Raw genomic sequence first — 17,852 nt, forward strand, 5'->3', positions numbered from 1 at the left:
GTTGGTAATAATGCATTTATATAAAAACGACAAAGCCCGCTAAATTTAGCGGGCTTTTTAATATTACTTTTGGATTAACTAAGTACGGGACTTAATTAAAACTGAAAACGCATGTTAGCAAAGTACGCATCGTTATCAGAATCATCAGCGTTGTTCTCGTAACCCACTTTTACACCAATATTTTTATTGATGAAGTGTTGAGCACCAAAGCTGTAAGTGTCTTGCTTGTTGTAATTAGCAAATACAGATGTTGCTTTTGAGAAGTAGTAGTTAGTTTCTGCTACCCATTGGTTTTCTGCATCATCAAAGCTTTCGTATTTACCTTCAAACGTTAGGTAATTACCTTGCTGTAAATCAATGAAGTATTTAGCTGCAACTGCGCGGTAATCAAAGTCGTCGTCTGATGTAAGTGTAACACCTACGTAATCAGTGCTGTTTAGCATGTGGTTGTAAGCTAAATCAAATAATGCGTAATCATCGCCGTCTTTGTTTTCAACTAGTGTTACTTTTGCAAGTAAATCAGGGTTGAAAAAGTAACCACCCGTTAATTTGTAAAGTTCACCGTTAGAACCCGAATCTGGATCTGTATTCTCGTAAGATGCACCAACAACAAACTCATTAATAAAGTATTCGCCGCCAACTTTTGTAACATCACCAGAGTCGTCATCAGCGTAGCCACCATATACGTTAGTTTGTTTATTGATGTATTCAAACTGATCGTACGGACCTAAGGTTTTTTTAGGAGATAAGTAGTAAATAGAATCTACAGCAACGGTGTCGTTGTTATCGCTATTTTTATAGCTAAGGTTGCTAATTGAGTTATAGCTATCTGCAGCAGCCGCAGTGCTAGATAATAAAATGCTCGAAATAATAACTGCTAATTTTTTCATTGTAAGACTTCCCTATGTACATTGCTTTTTATGCTCTAGCTGTATTGCCAAAGTCGATGCACATGCTAACGCTTGGAAACTGAATGAAAACTTAACTAACCATTTGTATTTATTAAGTTAATTGTAAGGAAGTGTTGTAAACTGTAAAATTAAAGTAGTTGCTACATTTAGTCAACAACTACTTAAAATATGTACCCTATTAAAGCGCGTGCTGGCTAATAATCCGGTAAACGTCGTTAATATTATCGCCAGATTTAAACTCTTTACTAATGGGTGTTGGATCTGAACCCACCCATATTTTAAGCTCTGCATCTAGGTCAAAGTGGCCTGCACTTTCTTTACTAAACTTTGTTATTTTAGAGTAAGCAATACTCACCATTTCCATTTTAGAGCCGGTCATACCTTGCTTATCAATTAGTATTAAGCGCTTATTAGTAAAAATAAACATATCACGTACTACTTTATATGCTTTTTCTACTTGCTCACCCTCAATTAATGTATTGGCGAGTATTTTTTCTAAATCAGAATCGTCAACTTCGCTTGCATTACCCATAAGTCCGCTAAGTAAACCCATTATACTTTCTCCTGTTTAAATATTTGATTCTCTAATGTGTGTCCATTAACTAACTGTCTGTACTGCCAATTGTGCTGATGACAAAAGTTCAGTAGTGCAATATCGAGCGGCTCACCTGTTGGCTGATACTCAACAACATACTCTTTATGTTGGCTCATATACACGCGGTTCACACCTGCAATTGCTTGCAGTTGTTGCTCAACATTTTGATAAGCTTCATTTAGCATTAATGTATAAAAATGTTTATCGGTATTATTTGTTTTTGTTTGATGCTCGCTCAGTACACCTTTATCTAAATGAAGTACCTGTGAGCATAGTCGCTCAAGCTCAGTTAAATCGTGAGAGCTTAAAATAAACGTAGCCTGCTCACTTAATTCAGATACTAGCTCGCGCACTTCTCTGGCATGAATCGGATCAAGCCCTGCGGTTGCTTCATCAAGCATTACAATTTGTGGCGCGCCAATAAGTGCTTGCGCTATCGTAACGCGTTTACGCATACCATGGGATAAGTCCCCTGCGCGCTGCTTTGCAATTTCTTTTAGGCCAACTAAATCAAGTACACGTAGCGCCTCAGTTTGGCTTTGCTTTGCCCCCATACCTTGTAGCTTTGCATAAAAGGCGAGTTGCTTATCTATATTAAAACGGGGGTCAAGCTGCGCGTCTTGCGGTAGTGCACTTACTTTATTAAATAAAGCTGCGCTGCCAGGCTTATGTCCTAATATTTCAAGGCTGCCTTTACTTGGCGCTATATAGCCGCATAACAAACTAAATAAGGTTGTTTTACCCGCGCCATTTGGCCCAACAAGTGCCACTGGCGCGCCTTTATTAATTTCAAAGTTCACATTATTAAGCGCCAATTTTGCGCCATACGATTTACTCAAACCGCTAGCTGTAATTAATGGTCTCATAGTGAGCTCCTTGCAAAAATACGTTGCGCAATAGCCAATAAAATCGTTGTTTGAATAAGAGGAATAGCCACCGCGCTTAACAAGGGTAAATTTTGCCCCGCTAATAGCTCTATTTGTACACCCGGAAATAGATAATCAAGCAGACCTAATGCAGGTATTTGCCACTGTAATATACCCACAACAATACCGCCTGCTGCGAAATATAAAATAGCCAACACAATAGACAAGCGCGATGAGCGAGCAAAGGTATTTATTAATGTCATAAGTGCTACAAATGGGCATAAAGTAACAACTAATATTAAAAATATAGAAAGCGCACGAACAACACCACCAGCAAGTAAACTAGGATCTCTAAACCCTAGTACAGCAAGCGTAGCCACGAGAGTAATACCCACCAAACACGCTAATACCGCTAATTGCCCTAAAAAACGACCAAAGAGTATTTCAAAGCGAGTGGAGCGCAGTGATAAAAACCTTAGCGTGCCCCGCTCTCTATCGCCTACCGTTTGGTCGCTACAAATAAATAAACCAAAAACAGGAAAGCTATACAGGGCTATTAACCAATACATAGCAAACTCGGCCTCAGGCCAATCAAGTAACTTACTTAAACCAATCGAGCCTGATATATCGCGGGCTATTTGTTCAAAATCGGGAGCACTTACAATGCCTACCGCTTGCCCTATTGGGTAGCGCAGTATTATTAGCCACACCAATGCAAAGGCAGCTAATGCAATAAGTCCATGTTTAGTTAAAAACATACGTACAAGCTCAAATCCCGCTATTTGCGTTAATCGCCCTACGTTTATCGGTAATGGTGTTGCCATTGACTATCCTTAATGACTTTTTATTTTCAGTATATTTATCCACACTAAGTGTAAACACCTTGAATTACCAGCAAAAAAAAGCTCACCTGTGGTGAGCTTTGTAACAATACATTTAAATGTAACAGCATAAATTGCGATATAAATTATAAATGCTGCTTATAAACCTCAAGTGCTTGGCTTAAATCGCTAATTAAATCTTCTACATCTTCAAGGCCAATGTGCAGGCGAATAACCGGCCCTAAATCCCAACCTGTATTTGAGCGAAGCCCTTTCATGGTTAAATTAGCCGTTACTAAACTTTCAAAACCGCCCCACGAAAAGCCCATTTTAATATGCTCAAGGCTATCTAAAAATGCATCAATCGCTGTTTGATTACCGGTTTTCATTACAAATGAAAACAAGCCATTACTGCCATCAAAGTCGCGTTTAAAAAACTCATGCCCTGGGCAGGTTTCAAATGCAGGATGGCGAATATGGTCAACAAGCTCATGTTGCTCAAGCCATTTAGCCACTTCTATTGCTGCTTTTTCATGTTGATTTAAACGTACACCCATTGTACGAAGGCCTCTAAGCGCTAAATACGCATCATCAGCACTGGTACACTGCCCTAGCAAGTATGAGTTTTCACGAAGTGTTGGCCAGTACTTTTTATTAGCAACAGCTACGCCCATCATCACGTCTGAATGGCCAACAATATACTTCGTTGCAGCTTGAATACTAATATCAACACCGTGCTCTAATGGGCGATAATGCAAGCCGTTACCGTAGGTGTTATCAAGCATGGTCATTACACTATGCTCATTGGCTACTTTTACCATAGCCGGCACATCTTGCACTTCCATCGTAATAGAACCAGGAGACTCTAAAAACAACACTTTAGTATTTGGCTTAATATAGTCTTTAATACCTGCGCCAATGGTTGGCGGATAGTATGTAATAGTAATTCCAAGTCCTGCTAAAATTTTATCGCAAAAGTCGCGGGTTGGTTCGTACACGTTATCAACCATTAAAATATGATCACCGGTTTTTAAAAACGATAAAAACACTTGGCTGATCGCTGCTGCGCCACATGGATATAATGCACAGCCTTCGCCGCCTTCAAGTTCTGTAATCGCTTCTTGTAGTGCAAAGTGAGTAGTTGTGCCCCGGCGTCCATAAAATAACGTTTTATCGCCACGGGTTTTAGCCGCTTCTTTTAAATCGGCTACGGTATCAAATACAATAGTCGATGCACGTTGTACAACGGGGTTTACTACGCCGTGTGTATACGCTTTTTTGCGCCCTGATGACACCAGCTGAGTGTTTTTATTACTTTTACTCGACATTGTTAATCCTTAAGGGTTTGTGCGCCAGTGCTCAATTAAATAACGAGAGATAGAATCGGTTCTAGGCAGCTTTAAATGCTCGCCGTCTTCATGCCAATTACCAAATTGTGCTAAGTCTTCACGACTAAACCATTTTGCATCGTCTAGCTCTTCTTTATCTACGTTAATTTCCTCCGATGTCGCCTCTGCAAAAAAACCTAGCATAATTGACGATGGGAACGGCCACGGCTGAGATGCAACATAACGTACGTTATCAACCTCTATACCTGCCTCTTCTTTAACTTCACGCGCAACCGCTTGTTCCAGTGTTTCACCTGGGTCTACAAACCCAGCAAGCGACGAATACATACCAGTAGGCCACGCAGCTTGGCGACCTAACAAGCATCGCTCTACTCCGTCAGCAAATACCTTAGTAACGACCATAATTACCGCAGGATCGGTGCGCGGGAAGGTAGGATGCTTACAGTTTTCGTTTTCACACACTCTAGAGTGCCCGGCTTCCACTGAACGGTTTTTACTACCGCAGCGCCCACAAAAACGATGCGTTGCATGCCAATAACATAAACCTCTTGCAAGTGCGGCTATTGAGGCATATTTAATGGTTACTTGAGGCCCATATTGGCGAATATCAAAAAATTGCGCGCCCTCAATTAAAGGCGTAAGTACGTTTTCATCCAAATCAGATACATCCAATGCAAACACACCATGTTTAGCATTGTTTAAGCCAACAAAAATAGCACTCGATAAATCTAAATGTGCCACTTGTTGATACGTTAAATAGCTTACTTTGGGGGTATCTTTAATAAATAAGGTTTGATTATTATTAACTAAAACCCATTTACTTTGCGCCGACATTTGCGCTTTAAACCACGATGGGTCTTTACGAAAATTTGAGCCTCTGTCTAGTGGCATATTGCTGTAATGAAGCATGTAAGTCCTTGGTAACTCGTTATGCTTTAAAATTACCATAATCATTTAGCAAACCCAATTGATTACAGCAATAAAAAAATCCTATATAAGGCTTTATTAATCTATAACGGCTTTGTATTAAAATCTCTCATGTTGCAGGCACTTAGCTTACACTTCTTTAGCTATTTTTTGCTGTTAAAGGAGCAAGGTATTGTCAATTAAGTGAAATTGTTCTGCGCTTTGTTTTAATGCTTCAGCAGTTAATTTTTCTGCACCGTAAACATCGCACGGTACGTTATATTGATTTTTTAAATGCCCAAGTAATAAAGCAAAGTCACCATCGCCAGAAAGCAAAATAACCTTATCGAGATTTTTACCCTGTTCTAACATGTCTATTGTTATGCCTACATCCCAATCACCTTTAGCGCTTCCATCCCGGCGTTGAATAAATGGCTTTAGCTTTACGTCAAAACCAATCGCACGCAAAATATTTTGAAACTGGTTTTGCTTTTCATCCCCTCGATAAATAGCATACGCAAAAGCACATTCAATATTGTATTGCGCCTGCATTACCCGCCAAAACGCATTGTAGTCAAAGTTTTTTCCGTAACTCTCGCGACACGTGTAATAAATGTTTTGCACATCAACAAAAATACCGACCCGTGGTTTAGTGCTCTGCTGCTCGTTTTGTAAAGTCATTTAGTGTCCTAGTGAGGATTAATAGCAATTAAAGTAACGTTATAAAATAAGTGTACCTTGCAATTTATATTTAAGTAACCTAAATTAGTTACTTACCCATATGTAACCAATATTGGTTACATATTAAAAAGTAACCATTTTGAGATTTTTATGATTGGTGTGATCAGCGGCGATATTATTAAATCGCAAACAATCCCTAAGCAGCAATACGATGCCATGCTTTATCAACTAGAGCAAAGTTTGCGAAACATTTCGGGTGAGCAACCCCTTTGGAACATATACCGAGGCGACGCCTTTCAATTACAGGTTAATAATCCTGAGCATCTTTTTAAAAATGCCATATTGGTATATTTGCACCTTAAATCGTCAGGTTATGAGCTACGCCAAAGCTTGGCGCTTGGGCAAATAGATAACCCACGCAGCGATATAAAAACAGCAACCGGTTCTGCTTTTACCCTTTCAGGGCAAGGCCTTGATAAAATAGGTAATCAACGCTTTGTTTTTAATATTAACAAGCAGCAGCTCGATGAAAGCTTAAATATTAATTTAGCCTTTGCTGACGTATTGCTCACTAAAATCACACAAAAACAAGCAAATGCCCTGTATGTTTATTTAACCTCGCCAGACAACAGCCATGCGGCACTGGCTAAAGAGCTTAAAACAAGCCGAGAAAATGTAACCAAACTACTAAATTTAGCGCACTACCAACTTATAGAACGCTTTATTAAGCACACACAGCACGTTATAAAAAATATAATTAAAGGAGGTGAATAATGGAGTTTTCACTTTTACTGGTCGCGCTTATTATTGGCCACTTACTTGCTGACTTTTACTGGCAACCTATGAGTTGGGTAAACGACAGAAACACCCGTCACTTTAAAGCCAGTAAGCTTTATTTTCATGTACTCGTGCATGGTGTAACAAGTGCAGTCATCATTACCGTTTGGGAATACACATTTGGCTGGCAGCAACTCAGCAGTGTTTTAATTGCAACGGCGGGCATTATGTTGAGCCATTACTTTATTGATATAGCTAAATCGTATTCTAATAAAGGCGTGGTGCCTTTTTTACTAGATCAAATAGCGCACATACTCGTTATTATTGCGCTCAGTATTTGGCTAACTGATAACAGCAGCTTTATGGCTGAAACTAATAATATGCTCACTGATCCCAAAGTACTCTGGGTGGTATGCGGTTATTTAATTATATTAAGCCCCAGCGCCGTATTTATAAGAATGATGTTAGAGCGTTTAACAAGTAACTTTTCAAGTACTGGTAGCTTAGTGCTTGCAGGGCAAAGCATTGGCATGCTTGAGCGCGTTCTTATGCTGAGCTTTATATTACTTGATCAATTTGCAGGGCTTGGCTTTTTGCTTGCCGCAAAATCGGTATTTAGGTTTGGCGATTTAAGTGCCAGTAAAGATAAAAAGCTCACCGAGTACGTTATGCTTGGCACACTACTTAGCGTAAGTGTGACTTTATTTGTAGGTTTAGGTGTTAACTATTTAATTAGGTAGGCAATACAGTAATACCAACCTGCATAAATCTTTGATCAATTTAACGAATTAAATTGCACTATAACGTCGTTAAAAATTTTTCATTTAGAACAACTAGATACAAAAATTTTTGCCTAGTTCTAGCGTAATTTTCTTAACGTTAAATAGACCCCGTATATAAGCAGATTGGTATAAGTACAAATTACAGATAATAAAAAACGCGCTACTTCATAAAGAAGGTAGCGCGTTTTTTGTATCAGCGTTTAAATAAATTCTAAATTAATTAAACGCTAGTGCAATCACTAATAATGATTAGTCGTTATTTGTGCGACGTCGACGTTGGCCATTACCACCAACAGATTCACGCTTTGCCCATGGGTTTTGCGCGTTATCATCTGTTTTAGCTGCTGGCTTTTTAGAACCACCACGACGAGGGCCTGTACCATTTCCGCCATTGTTCGGCTTTTTGCTGTTAGGCTTGCTGCTATCAGATTTAGGCTTATTAAAAGGCTGCTTTTTCTTAGGCTTTTTAGACGGCAGTGGGCGAGCATCTAATGCGCGCTCTGCTACTGGGTTAATAGGCTCAAAACCGTCTTCTTCAGCACGTGGGATAAGCTCACCAATAAAGCGTTCAATACCGTATAAATCAACAGCATCTTCTGTTGTTACAAACGAAATAGCATGACCCGACGCACCAGCACGGCCTGTACGGCCAATACGGTGAACGTAATCTTCGTATACGTTTGGTAAGTCGTAGTTAACAACGTGCGGTAATTCAACAATGTCTAAACCACGTGCAACAATATCTGTTGCTACTAATACGCGTACTTCACCACTTTTAAAGCCATCAAGTGCTTTAACACGTGCGCCTTGTGACTTATTACCATGAATAGCCGCGCCTACAATGTCATCGCGCTCTAGTTGTTTAACTAAGCGATTAGCACCGTGCTTTGTACGGCTAAACACTAACACTTGTTGCCAGTCGTTAGTACGAATTAAATGGCTTAGCAATGCTGTTTTACGTGTTTTATCTACCGCGTAAACACACTGAGTAACACTTTTTGCAGTGGTATTTTTTGCAGCAACTGAAATTTCAACAGGGTCATTAATTAACCCTTTTGCTAATGCACGAATTTCATCTGAAAATGTAGCCGAAAACATCAAGTTTTGACGTTTAGCAGGCATTTTAGCAATTAAGCGTTTAATGTCGTGAATGAAGCCCATGTCTAACATGCGGTCAGCTTCATCAAGTACAAGCACTTCAACGCTATCAAACTTAACGGCATTTTGATTATGTAAATCGATTAAACGACCCGGTGTTGCTACTAAAATATCAACACCTTTACGAAGACGCTGCATTTGTGGGTTAATTTTAACGCCACCGTAAACTACAAATGAGCTCACATCCGAATGCTTAGCGTACTCTTCAACGTTTTCGCTTACTTGCAAAGCAAGTTCACGCGTAGGCGTTAAAATAAGTGCACGTACGTGGTTACTTTTAGCTTTAGGGCCCGACGACAAGCGCTCAATAAGTGGTAATGTAAAACCCGCAGTTTTACCAGTACCCGTTTGCGCTGCTGCCATAACATCACGGCGTTCAATAATTGCAGGAATTGCTTGAGCCTGAATCGGCGTTGGCGTTTCATAGCCCTTTTCTAAAACCGCATTAACCAAAGACTGTGATAAACCTAAACCTTCAAAACTCATATAAACTCTCTTTTAAATTAGGCTACGTTAGCCAGTTGCGCGCATTATACCTGTAGTAGCTAAGAATGCATGCCATTATTTACGTTGCGGGCAATTGAGCATAGCTTAATAAAATAAAACCGGTGATCAAGTTGCTTAAAAATGCAAAAAACGGCCATAAGCCGTTTTTTGTTTATACTTAATTACTCTAAGTATAAGAGTTACTTAACACCTAACTCGCGTAAACGTTCTTGCAAGTAGCTATCTGCCGTGTAGCGCTCTGAAAGCACAACATCTGGATGCGGGTGTAAAAATAACGGTAGTGATATACGCGATTTAGTAGATGCTTTACCCGTTGGGTTAATCACGCGATGAATTGTCGATGGGAAATACCCGCCCGACGCTTCTTGTAGCATATCGCCAATATTAATAATTAAGCTGCCAAAATCACATGGCACGTCTAACCAACCGCCATCTGTTTTTTGAACTTGTAAACCAGGCTCATTAGAAGCTGGTAATACCGTTAATAAATTAATATCACCGTGAGCAGCAGCGCGAATAGCACCTGGCTCTTCATCACCCGTCATTGGTGGGTAATGTAGGATACGTAACAATGTTTGCTCAGAACCGGCAATCATGTCTTTTAAATCAATCGAAAACTTAGCACGCACATCAGCTGGCGCTTCAGCCTGAACCCAGCTTAGTAAAGTACCAGCAAATTCACTCGCTAAACGATAGTATTCACGTACATCAGCTTCGAGCTCTGCAGGAACACGGCCTTTAGGGTACACATGAAAGTACTCTTTAATGTCTTTTATTGTAAAGCCTTTCGCTACTTCAGATACTGAAGGCGGAAAATAACCGTCTTGAGTTTCTTTAGAGAATAAAAAGTCCTGCTTTTGCTCTGAGTTAAAAAAGTCTTGCCAATTTTTGTAAATAGATTCAACTAAAGACTGTGGAATTGGGTGGTTTTTTAAAACGCCAAATCCAGTATTTCTTAACGATTCAACAAAGTGTGCAGCCGCATCGGGAGCTTTATAATCAACAGTAGGTAATTGCATTGTACGTTCCAGTGAATAGGTTGTGTGAAGTGGACTGCTTTAATAGTAGCAAGTTGCCAAGATAAAGTAGCAAAGCCTTCATTATTGCGCTGTGCGAGGATAGACAAATGGCCTCAAAAAAATAAGGACATATGTCCGCAAAGTAACGTTTCCACCACTAGGCTTGATCAAGATCAACTTATAAAAAAACGTTGAATTTGCAAGGTTTAGTACTTATATCTGGTCTACTACTATAATGTATTTTATTTGTGTAAATAAGGCTCCCCATGCGACAAAAAGTATCTTTTAAAAGCGGCGATTTAGAACTTGCCGGCCAACTAGAACGCCCCGCCGGCGACATAAAGTTTTATGCGCTATTTGCACACTGCTTCACATGCGGAAAAGACATAGCAGCAGCCACACGTATAAGCCGTGCACTTACGCAACAAGGCATAGCCGTACTGCGTTTTGATTTTACGGGTTTAGGTAATAGCGATGGCGACTTTGCTAACAGTAACTTTTCATCAAACATTCAAGACTTAGTTTCAGCGGCTGATCATCTGCGTGAGCATTTTGCAGCACCGCAATTACTTATTGGTCACAGTTTAGGCGGCGCTGCGGTACTTGCTGCTGCTGAGAATATTCCTGAAGTATCCGCTATTACAACCATTGGCGCGCCGTCAGATGCACAGCACGTAGCCCATAACTTTGAAGCACACCTTGATGAAATTAACGCAGCCGGTGAAGCTAAGGTAAGCCTAGCAGGCCGCGAATTTACCATTAAAAAACAGTTTATAGACGATATAGCCAAGTACGATAAAAGCCACATTAGTAAACTTAAGCGCGCATTGTTAGTCATGCACTCCCCTATTGATGCAACGGTAAATATTAGCGAAGCCGAAAAAATTTACGCATCAGCTAAGCACCCTAAAAGTTTTATTAGCCTGGATAACGCCGATCACTTACTTACTAATAAAAACGATGCCGACTACACTGCAGAAATTATTGCAACGTGGGCTAATCGCTACGTCAATTATGACAAAACTAAATACGCCGCAAGCCTAACAGGTGGCAATGTACTCGTTGAAGAAAAAGACCATGTATTTACTCAGCACGTGAGCACTAAAGATCATACTTGGCTTGCAGATGAGCCAATAAAGGTAGGCGGTAAAAACTTAGGCCCCGATCCGTATCATCACTTATTAGCGGGGCTTGGTGCTTGTACAGCAATGACACTACGTATGTACGCTACACGTAAAAATTTAGCGCTAGAGCATGTTAAAGTAGAGCTTGATCACACTCGCGATTACAACAAAGATTGCGACGATTGTGAGCAAACCGGTAACCTTGAAGCAATTACCCGTAAAATCACTTTAATCGGTGATTTAACACAAGAGCAGCGCCAGCGTTTACTCGAAATAGCCGACAAATGCCCTGTGCATAAAACACTACATAACAACCCTGTTATTGTAAGTGAACTGGTAAAGTAACTACCGTAGAATTAGTATGGCGCAGCTAACACTGCGCTATATTAGATGTTCAATAAAGCAATCTCACAATCTGAGATAAAATATAGAGGTTGAACAATAGGTACTGCTCTAGTAATTTACAATAACATTACATAACCAAGGATAGGTATGAATAAAAATACTTACTACGTACGAAAAGACAAAACTGATAAAGGTAGAATAACCTCGCTACATTCATCATATCTTTTTGAAAGTGCGGTTCGAGCTGCTCAATGAAATATTTAGTAAATATAATATTTTATTTAATTAGTTATTCTACTTTTGCTAACTCTGAAGAGATTATCGAAAGCCCTATCGCTACATCCTCTTATACATTTTGTCATCTAGATACTAAATGTATTACTAATATAAGACTAGCGAATACTACGCCTTATCAAGTTAAGCTAAGCTCTCTCGCTTTTAATGAACAAGGAATCGATTTAAATTCGATGTATGTATTTGAAGAAAGTAGATACTACGATTTAAAAGAGCATAATTTAGATACAGGTATTTCAGAGCAACCCATACAGGGACGCAGACGTGCCTACAAGCAATTATCATCATTAGAATTCGAGCCACTAGAAGTCAAGTTTATAGAGCTAAAGGGCATAGAAGAGAGGTTTGCATTAGAGCCAGGGAAAAGGTATATGGTGGGAACACTTACTCCATTTGTAAACTTGTACATTAACGGTAAATTTGCTGATATCATTACCATAAGAACCAGATATTCACTTTTAGCTATTCCTACTGAAGATATGGAAATAAAAGAACGACCAATAAAACAGTTTGCTACGCCACAGGGGTAATCAGTAGTAATAATCCACTAACTCTGTTTAGTGGATATGAAGGTAGTGGCAGAACAAATTTGTTATACCGATCATATCTTTTTGAAAATGCAGTGCGAGCAGCTCAATGAAAATTTTAGTAAATATTATATTTCTTTTAATTAGTTACTCTACTTTAGCCAACTCTGAAGAAATTATCGAAGGTCCTATTGCTGCATCCTCTTATACATTTTGTCATCTAGATACTAAATGTATCACTAGTATAAGATTGGCGAATACTACGCCTTATCAAGTTAAGCTAAGCTCTCTCGCTTTCGATAAGCAGGGAATCGACTTAAACTCAATGTTTATATATGAAGTGGATGAATACTTCTCATTAAGAGCGGAAAATCCAGGTGCAAAAGTCCCTGAACAACCTATACAAGGACGGCGGCGTGCTCACAAGCAATTATCCTCTATAGAGTTCGAACCGCTTGAAGTAAAGTTTATTGAGCTAAAAGGCATGGAAGAAAGGTTTGCTTTACACCCTGAAAAAAAATACTTAGTAAGTACGATTACACCGTTCGTCAACTTGTACATTAACGGTAAATTTGCTGATATCATTACCATAAGAACCAGATATTCACTTTTAGCTATTCCTACTGAAGATATGGAAATAAAAGAACGACCAATAAAACAGTTTGCTACGCCGCAAGGGTAACCTGCAACAATATACATGCTTTGTTTAATACCACTCAAAGTTTTGCGTCAGCTTAAACCTTTATATATCAAGCTAGCTTAAAGTTGGTTTGATTATATCTTGGCTAATTATCTAAAAACGCCCCTACTTCTTTACTCATTCTATCCACCAGCCATTTTGGTCCGCCATCATACATATCGTTATGACGCGATTTTTCTATTAGTGTTTGTGTAACAGGAAACTTATCCAGCTCTGAATCGTTTAACAACACATTCGCATCAGCTGGGTAATCACTACCGCGTAGAGTAAGCACGCGTATATTTTTATTGCGTGGGATCAACATACGACGATGATCGAGCGTAATAATAGTGCTAACTTCATTAGGATAAATAGAGCCGTATAATGCCGAAATATCACCACCATTTGAGTGCCCAAATAAGGCGAGCTTTGTAAAGTCGTACGCTGGGTATTTGTTCGATAGCTCATTAACTAAAAACTTAAGCGTCACTACGCCACGATGCCAGTTTTCCATACGAGTGGTTAAGTAAGGCTGCTCACGGTTTAGGTAAGGGTCGGTTTTTAGTTCATGTGCAACAGCTATTGTTAAGTATCCGCGTTGATTAAACACATTACTAGCAAATGTATACTTGTTATGACTAATACCGTAGCCCGCATTAATAAACGCCACGGGGCACTTTGCTTGCTCTGAACACTTAGTATTGTTACTTGGTAATGTAATATTGATAGGAATAGTGCGGTTGCGGCTATCATCGGTTATAACATCGTCGTTTGCATAGCTTGTAGTGCTTATTATTGATGTAGTTAAGGTGAGTGTGCTTAATATGAAAAGCTTTTTAAGTGTTTTTTGCATATTTAAACTTATATAAATTATTGTTTTTAATTAAAAATAACTTTTACTTTATAGGTTTGCATTCTCTATTGTCAAACTATGCGATAATAGCCGCCATTGTTTTAATATATTTAGTAAAAGATCCAATAAATGAAATCATACAATAGCATTCAAGAACGTATAGAAATCCTAGAAGACAAGCTAACTGCAATACATGACGAAATAGAAACACTAAAAGCACCTGCTAAAAATAACAATGAACGTATTATTTTTAAGTTCATCGAAACAGGCAGCACTGGTAAAACGAAGGACTTTGTACGTGAGTTAGGTATTAAATCACCACGTGACGGTTTGTTTTCATCAGGTGACGTTACAAAACTAATTAAAGATGGCGCTGAAGATATTTCACCCGCGTTATTAGAAATAGCAAGACAACTTGCCAGTGCACGTAATAAAAATGGCCCAAGCCGTTAATTACGCAGTCACGCAGTATCTAGAAGCTCAGCCAGGCTGTCGCTTCTAGATATGTAATCATTTAAATTAATCACACAGCTCTATATTAAGGCTGGTTAGCAAATTTAGTGCTTCGAAGCGATCAAACTTAGCATTCGCTAACATATTATTATTCAAATCTATATTAAACGCTGTAGCACCTACAAAATCACATTTTGATAAATTAGTTTGAAAAAACTCACTATCGCGAAAATCTGTTCCTGTAAATTCACTACCGCTTAAATCAGCGTGTCTAAAATCAATATTTTTGGCAAAGCAATGTGTTAGTTTGAGGGCTTTAAGAGATAATTCAAAAAAAGAACTATTACTGAGCTCACAATAATTAAAACTCACCGGTGCGTTAATACTAAGCGCTGGCCAATCTACATCGCCCCACTGCAAACTGTTTAACTTACAATGGCTAAAACTTACATCTTCAAGTGAGCTGTAGTTCCATTTAAGAGACGACAGGTTACAGTTTTTAAAGTTACACTGTATAAATCGACAATTTTTAAACTGCCCGTCTGAAAAGTCGCAATCGGTAAACGTACACTCTTCAAACTCAGAGTGTTCAGTTAGCTGCTCTGCATACTGCAAAGCATTAAATTGTTCATCAAAATACTGTTTATTGTTACTTAACAACACAATTTACCTATTAGATTTAACCTGCGTAGCCATTATTTTTAGGTAAATCTTTTTTGAGCGCAAGCACTGCAATAAAAATCAAACCAAACAATGGAAATAGCGCAAAACAGCCACCCACAAACGCTAAAACACCCGGCATAGTACTTTTACGCTTACCTATTTTGTAGCTAATTACAGCAAAAATAGGGATGCATAATATAATAAAAAAAGCTAAAAACTCACCAAATAAGGTTAGATGAAACGACATAAGAACTCCTTTTCAATATGGATAATAGCAATCGGCACAAATCTTTAAACTGCTTTAAATTTAACCACAAAAAAACCCTTAAGCATATAACTTAAGGGTTTTTAAATTTAGCTTAAAAGCTAAGCAAAAATTACTCTTCGCTTGATACTTCTTTTTCTACAACACTAATTGCAAGCTCAGCTAACGAATCAAGGTTAGGTTTACTTGGCGCGTTAGTTAATAAACACGACGCTTGTGTTGTTTTAGGGAAAGCAATAACGTCACGAATATTATCGGTACCACATAAAAGCATTGCTAAACGGTCAAGACCAAATGCTAAACCTGCATGTGGTGGTGTGCCGTATTTAAGTGCATCAAGTAAAAAGCCAAACTTATCTTGTTGCTCTTGCTCGTTAATACCTAAAATTCTAAATGCAGTTTCTTGCATTTCTGCATTATGAATACGTACTGAACCGCCACCCACTTCGTAGCCGTTTAATACCATATCGTAGGCATCTGAAATTGCTGCTGCTGGGTTTGCTTCAAGCTCACTTGCAGTAATATCTTTTGGTGCAGTGAATGGGTGATGCACAGCATGTAATGTGCCTTCGTCATCTTCTTCAAACATTGGGAAGTCTACAACCCAAAGTGGTGCCCAGCTATTAAGGTTAGTGATTTCTAAATCAACACCAATCTTAACGCGCAGTGCGCCCATAGCTTCATTTACTGTGTTGCGCTTATCGGCACCGAATAAAATAATATCGCCAGACTGTGCATTAGTACGCTCAAGTAATTTAGTAATTACGTCTTCGCTTAAAAACTTAGCCACTGGCGATTGAACACCTTCAGCGCCTGCAGTGTGGTCGTTTACTTTCATCCACGCCATGCCTTTAGCGCCGTAAATACCAATAAACTTAGTGTAATCGTCAAGTTGTTTACGAGAAAGCTTAGCGCCACCTGGTACTGTTAATACAGCAACACGGCCTTTTTCGTCGTTAGCCGGACCTGAAAAAACATTAAACTCTACGTCTTTAACTAAATCAGCAATATCAACTAATTTCATTGGGTTACGTAAATCAGGCTTATCAGAACCGTAAAGGCTCATTGCCTCGCTGTAAGGCATGATTGGGAAATCGCCTAAATCAACGTTTAGCAATGTTTGCCACATTTCGCGGATCATTTTTTCAGTCATACCACGTACTTGATCAGAGCTCATGAACGAGGTCTCTATATCTATTTGGGTAAATTCTGGTTGGCGATCGGCACGTAAATCTTCATCACGGAAACATTTAACAATTTGGTAGTAACGGTCAAAACCCGACATCATCAACAATTGCTTAAACAACTGTGGCGACTGCGGTAATGCGTAAAAGCTACCTTTATGAACACGGCTCGGTACTAAGTAATCGCGCGCGCCTTCTGGCGTTGCTTTAGTAAGTACAGGTGTTTCGATGTCTAAAAAGCCGTTTTCATCTAAAAAGCGACGAACAAAGCTGCTTGCTTTAGCACGTAATTTAATACGGTCACTCATTTCTAAACGACGTAAATCTAAGTAACGGTACTTTAAACGACGCTCTTCTGAGTTTACTTGGTTAAAATCAAGTGGAAGCGGTTCAGAGCGGTTAATAATATTAAGCTCTTTACCTAAAATTTCGATCTCCCCTGTTGCCATGTCTTTGTTTACTTGGCTGTCTGGGCGTGCGCGAACAACACCTTTTAACTGAACACAAAATTCTTGGCGAAGTGTATTAGCTGAACTCATTAATTCTTCAATGTCAGAATCGAATACAACTTGTACTAAACCTTCTCTATCGCGTAAATCGACAAAGATAAGTCCACCAAGGTCACGTCGTTTGTTGATCCAGCCACATAGTTCTACTTCTTGATCTACGTGAGTTTTATTTAGCTGTCCGCAATATATAGAGCGCATAGTTTTCCTGTCAGATAAAAGGCTTAAACGGTTAAAGTTATTTGTTTTAAGGCGTGTGATTTAAAAAACAGGTCACCACAATACAAATAAAGCCGTTAGCAATCTAAAAATAATCAAATTAAGCTCTGCATTATACTCAACTAACATTAAGATGCTAGGGCGTGTTGAACGTTGGTGGTTGTATTTGCAGCAGTATGTTTGGCTTTTAGGCAAGGCAGAGCCTATGCAGTGTGGTTACTCCCCATAAATAGGCGATAACGCAGCATAAATGCCAAACATGCACTGCCCTTTGGGTTCTTTCTAGGGACGATTAACTCTTTGTTACTCGGTTTTTACTTAGCCCACTAGGTTACAAACCTCGCGCCGCGATTAAATCGTCCCTAGAT

19 protein-coding genes are annotated in these 17,852 nt (G+C 39.1%); 6 read left to right on the top strand and 13 right to left on the bottom strand.

The annotated features are described in order from the left end of the window. Positions 1 to 95: 95 nt before the first annotated feature. The 7 genes from PX700_RS11850 to PX700_RS11880 form a co-directional block, all read right to left on the bottom strand. A complete protein-coding gene (locus PX700_RS11850) occupies positions 96 to 890 on the bottom strand; it encodes a putative porin (protein ID WP_415638688.1) in 795 nt (264 codons plus the stop codon). A gap of 199 nt (positions 891 to 1,089) precedes the next feature. Beyond that, positions 1,090 to 1,464, bottom strand: coding sequence for a PH domain-containing protein (locus PX700_RS11855; RefSeq protein WP_008172599.1), 375 nt, complete (start codon positions 1,462 to 1,464; stop codon positions 1,090 to 1,092). Beyond that, positions 1,464 to 2,372 (bottom strand): ABC transporter ATP-binding protein, encoded by a 909-nt coding sequence (locus PX700_RS11860; protein WP_479520804.1) that lies wholly within the window; start codon positions 2,370 to 2,372, stop codon positions 1,464 to 1,466. The genes PX700_RS11855 and PX700_RS11860 overlap by 1 nt, the downstream gene beginning before the upstream one ends. Then, a complete protein-coding gene (locus tag PX700_RS11865; RefSeq protein WP_479520805.1) occupies positions 2,369 to 3,196 on the bottom strand; it encodes an ABC transporter permease in 828 nt (275 codons plus the stop codon). Before PX700_RS11865 ends, PX700_RS11860 begins: the two co-directional genes overlap by 4 nt. 143 nt (positions 3,197 to 3,339) lie before the next feature. Next, a complete protein-coding gene (locus tag PX700_RS11870) occupies positions 3,340 to 4,521 on the bottom strand; it encodes a cystathionine beta-lyase (protein ID WP_479520806.1) in 1,182 nt (393 codons plus the stop codon). Between the two features lie 9 nt (positions 4,522 to 4,530). After that, positions 4,531 to 5,451 (bottom strand): NAD(+) diphosphatase, encoded by a 921-nt coding sequence (gene nudC, locus PX700_RS11875; protein ID WP_479520883.1) that lies wholly within the window; start codon positions 5,449 to 5,451, stop codon positions 4,531 to 4,533. 174 nt (positions 5,452 to 5,625) lie between these two features. Beyond that, a complete protein-coding gene (locus PX700_RS11880; RefSeq protein WP_479520807.1) occupies positions 5,626 to 6,129 on the bottom strand; it encodes a LabA-like NYN domain-containing protein in 504 nt (167 codons plus the stop codon). Between the two features lie 150 nt (positions 6,130 to 6,279). Between PX700_RS11880 and PX700_RS11885 the strand changes: the two genes are divergently transcribed. Then, the gene (locus PX700_RS11885; protein WP_479520808.1) at positions 6,280 to 6,903 is read left to right on the top strand and encodes a hypothetical protein; all 624 of its coding nucleotides are present in this window, start codon (positions 6,280 to 6,282) and stop codon (positions 6,901 to 6,903) included. Next, entirely contained in the window at positions 6,903 to 7,646 is a 744-nt protein-coding gene (locus PX700_RS11890) for a DUF3307 domain-containing protein (protein WP_479520809.1), read from the top strand. Before PX700_RS11885 ends, PX700_RS11890 begins: the two co-directional genes overlap by 1 nt. Positions 7,647 to 7,937: 291 nt before the next feature. Here PX700_RS11890 and PX700_RS11895 read toward each other — a convergent pair whose 3' ends face one another. Then, positions 7,938 to 9,332: a DEAD/DEAH box helicase gene (locus PX700_RS11895; RefSeq protein WP_121954342.1), complete on the bottom strand. Its 1,395-nt coding sequence runs from the start codon at positions 9,330 to 9,332 to the stop codon at positions 7,938 to 7,940. 200 nt (positions 9,333 to 9,532) lie between these two features. Continuing rightward, the gene (locus tag PX700_RS11900; RefSeq protein WP_024594124.1) at positions 9,533 to 10,372 is read right to left on the bottom strand and encodes an isopenicillin N synthase family dioxygenase; all 840 of its coding nucleotides are present in this window, start codon (positions 10,370 to 10,372) and stop codon (positions 9,533 to 9,535) included. Positions 10,373 to 10,638: 266 nt separating this feature from the next. Here PX700_RS11900 and PX700_RS11905 point away from each other — a divergent pair, with 266 nt between their 5' ends. The 3 genes from PX700_RS11905 (at position 10,639) to PX700_RS11915 (ending at position 13,344) form a co-directional block, all read left to right on the top strand. Beyond that, complete coding sequence (locus tag PX700_RS11905) at positions 10,639 to 11,841, top strand: bifunctional alpha/beta hydrolase/OsmC family protein (RefSeq protein ID WP_479520810.1); 1,203 nt, start codon at positions 10,639 to 10,641, stop codon at positions 11,839 to 11,841. Between the two features lie 251 nt (positions 11,842 to 12,092). Continuing rightward, a complete protein-coding gene (locus PX700_RS11910; RefSeq protein WP_479520811.1) occupies positions 12,093 to 12,665 on the top strand; it encodes a hypothetical protein in 573 nt (190 codons plus the stop codon). A 106-nt stretch (positions 12,666 to 12,771) separates the two neighbouring features. Beyond that, positions 12,772 to 13,344: a hypothetical protein gene (locus PX700_RS11915; RefSeq protein WP_479520812.1), complete on the top strand. Its 573-nt coding sequence runs from the start codon at positions 12,772 to 12,774 to the stop codon at positions 13,342 to 13,344. Positions 13,345 to 13,447: 103 nt separating this feature from the next. Here PX700_RS11915 and PX700_RS11920 read toward each other — a convergent pair whose 3' ends face one another. Then, positions 13,448 to 14,194, bottom strand: coding sequence for an alpha/beta hydrolase (locus PX700_RS11920; RefSeq protein WP_479520813.1), 747 nt, complete (start codon positions 14,192 to 14,194; stop codon positions 13,448 to 13,450). A gap of 129 nt (positions 14,195 to 14,323) precedes the next feature. Between PX700_RS11920 and PX700_RS11925 the strand changes: the two genes are divergently transcribed. Continuing rightward, complete coding sequence (locus PX700_RS11925; protein ID WP_010555318.1) at positions 14,324 to 14,647, top strand: hypothetical protein; 324 nt, start codon at positions 14,324 to 14,326, stop codon at positions 14,645 to 14,647. Between the two features lie 66 nt (positions 14,648 to 14,713). On the opposite strand, the gene PX700_RS11930 is transcribed toward PX700_RS11925, so the two are convergent. The 3 genes from PX700_RS11930 to aspS form a co-directional block, all read right to left on the bottom strand. Then, positions 14,714 to 15,310 carry a pentapeptide repeat-containing protein gene (locus PX700_RS11930; RefSeq protein WP_479520814.1) on the bottom strand — a complete coding sequence of 199 codons (597 nt, stop codon included), beginning with the start codon at positions 15,308 to 15,310 and terminating at the stop codon, positions 14,714 to 14,716. Between the two features lie 16 nt (positions 15,311 to 15,326). After that, positions 15,327 to 15,557 (bottom strand): hypothetical protein, encoded by a 231-nt coding sequence (locus PX700_RS11935; RefSeq protein ID WP_165729303.1) that lies wholly within the window; start codon positions 15,555 to 15,557, stop codon positions 15,327 to 15,329. Positions 15,558 to 15,687: 130 nt separating this feature from the next. Continuing rightward, positions 15,688 to 17,466, bottom strand: a complete 1,779-nt coding sequence (gene aspS, locus PX700_RS11940; RefSeq protein WP_479520815.1) for an aspartate--tRNA ligase — start codon at positions 17,464 to 17,466, stop codon at positions 15,688 to 15,690. Positions 17,467 to 17,852: the final 386 nt, after the last annotated feature.

This window comes from Pseudoalteromonas sp. TP27, assembly GCF_056470645.1.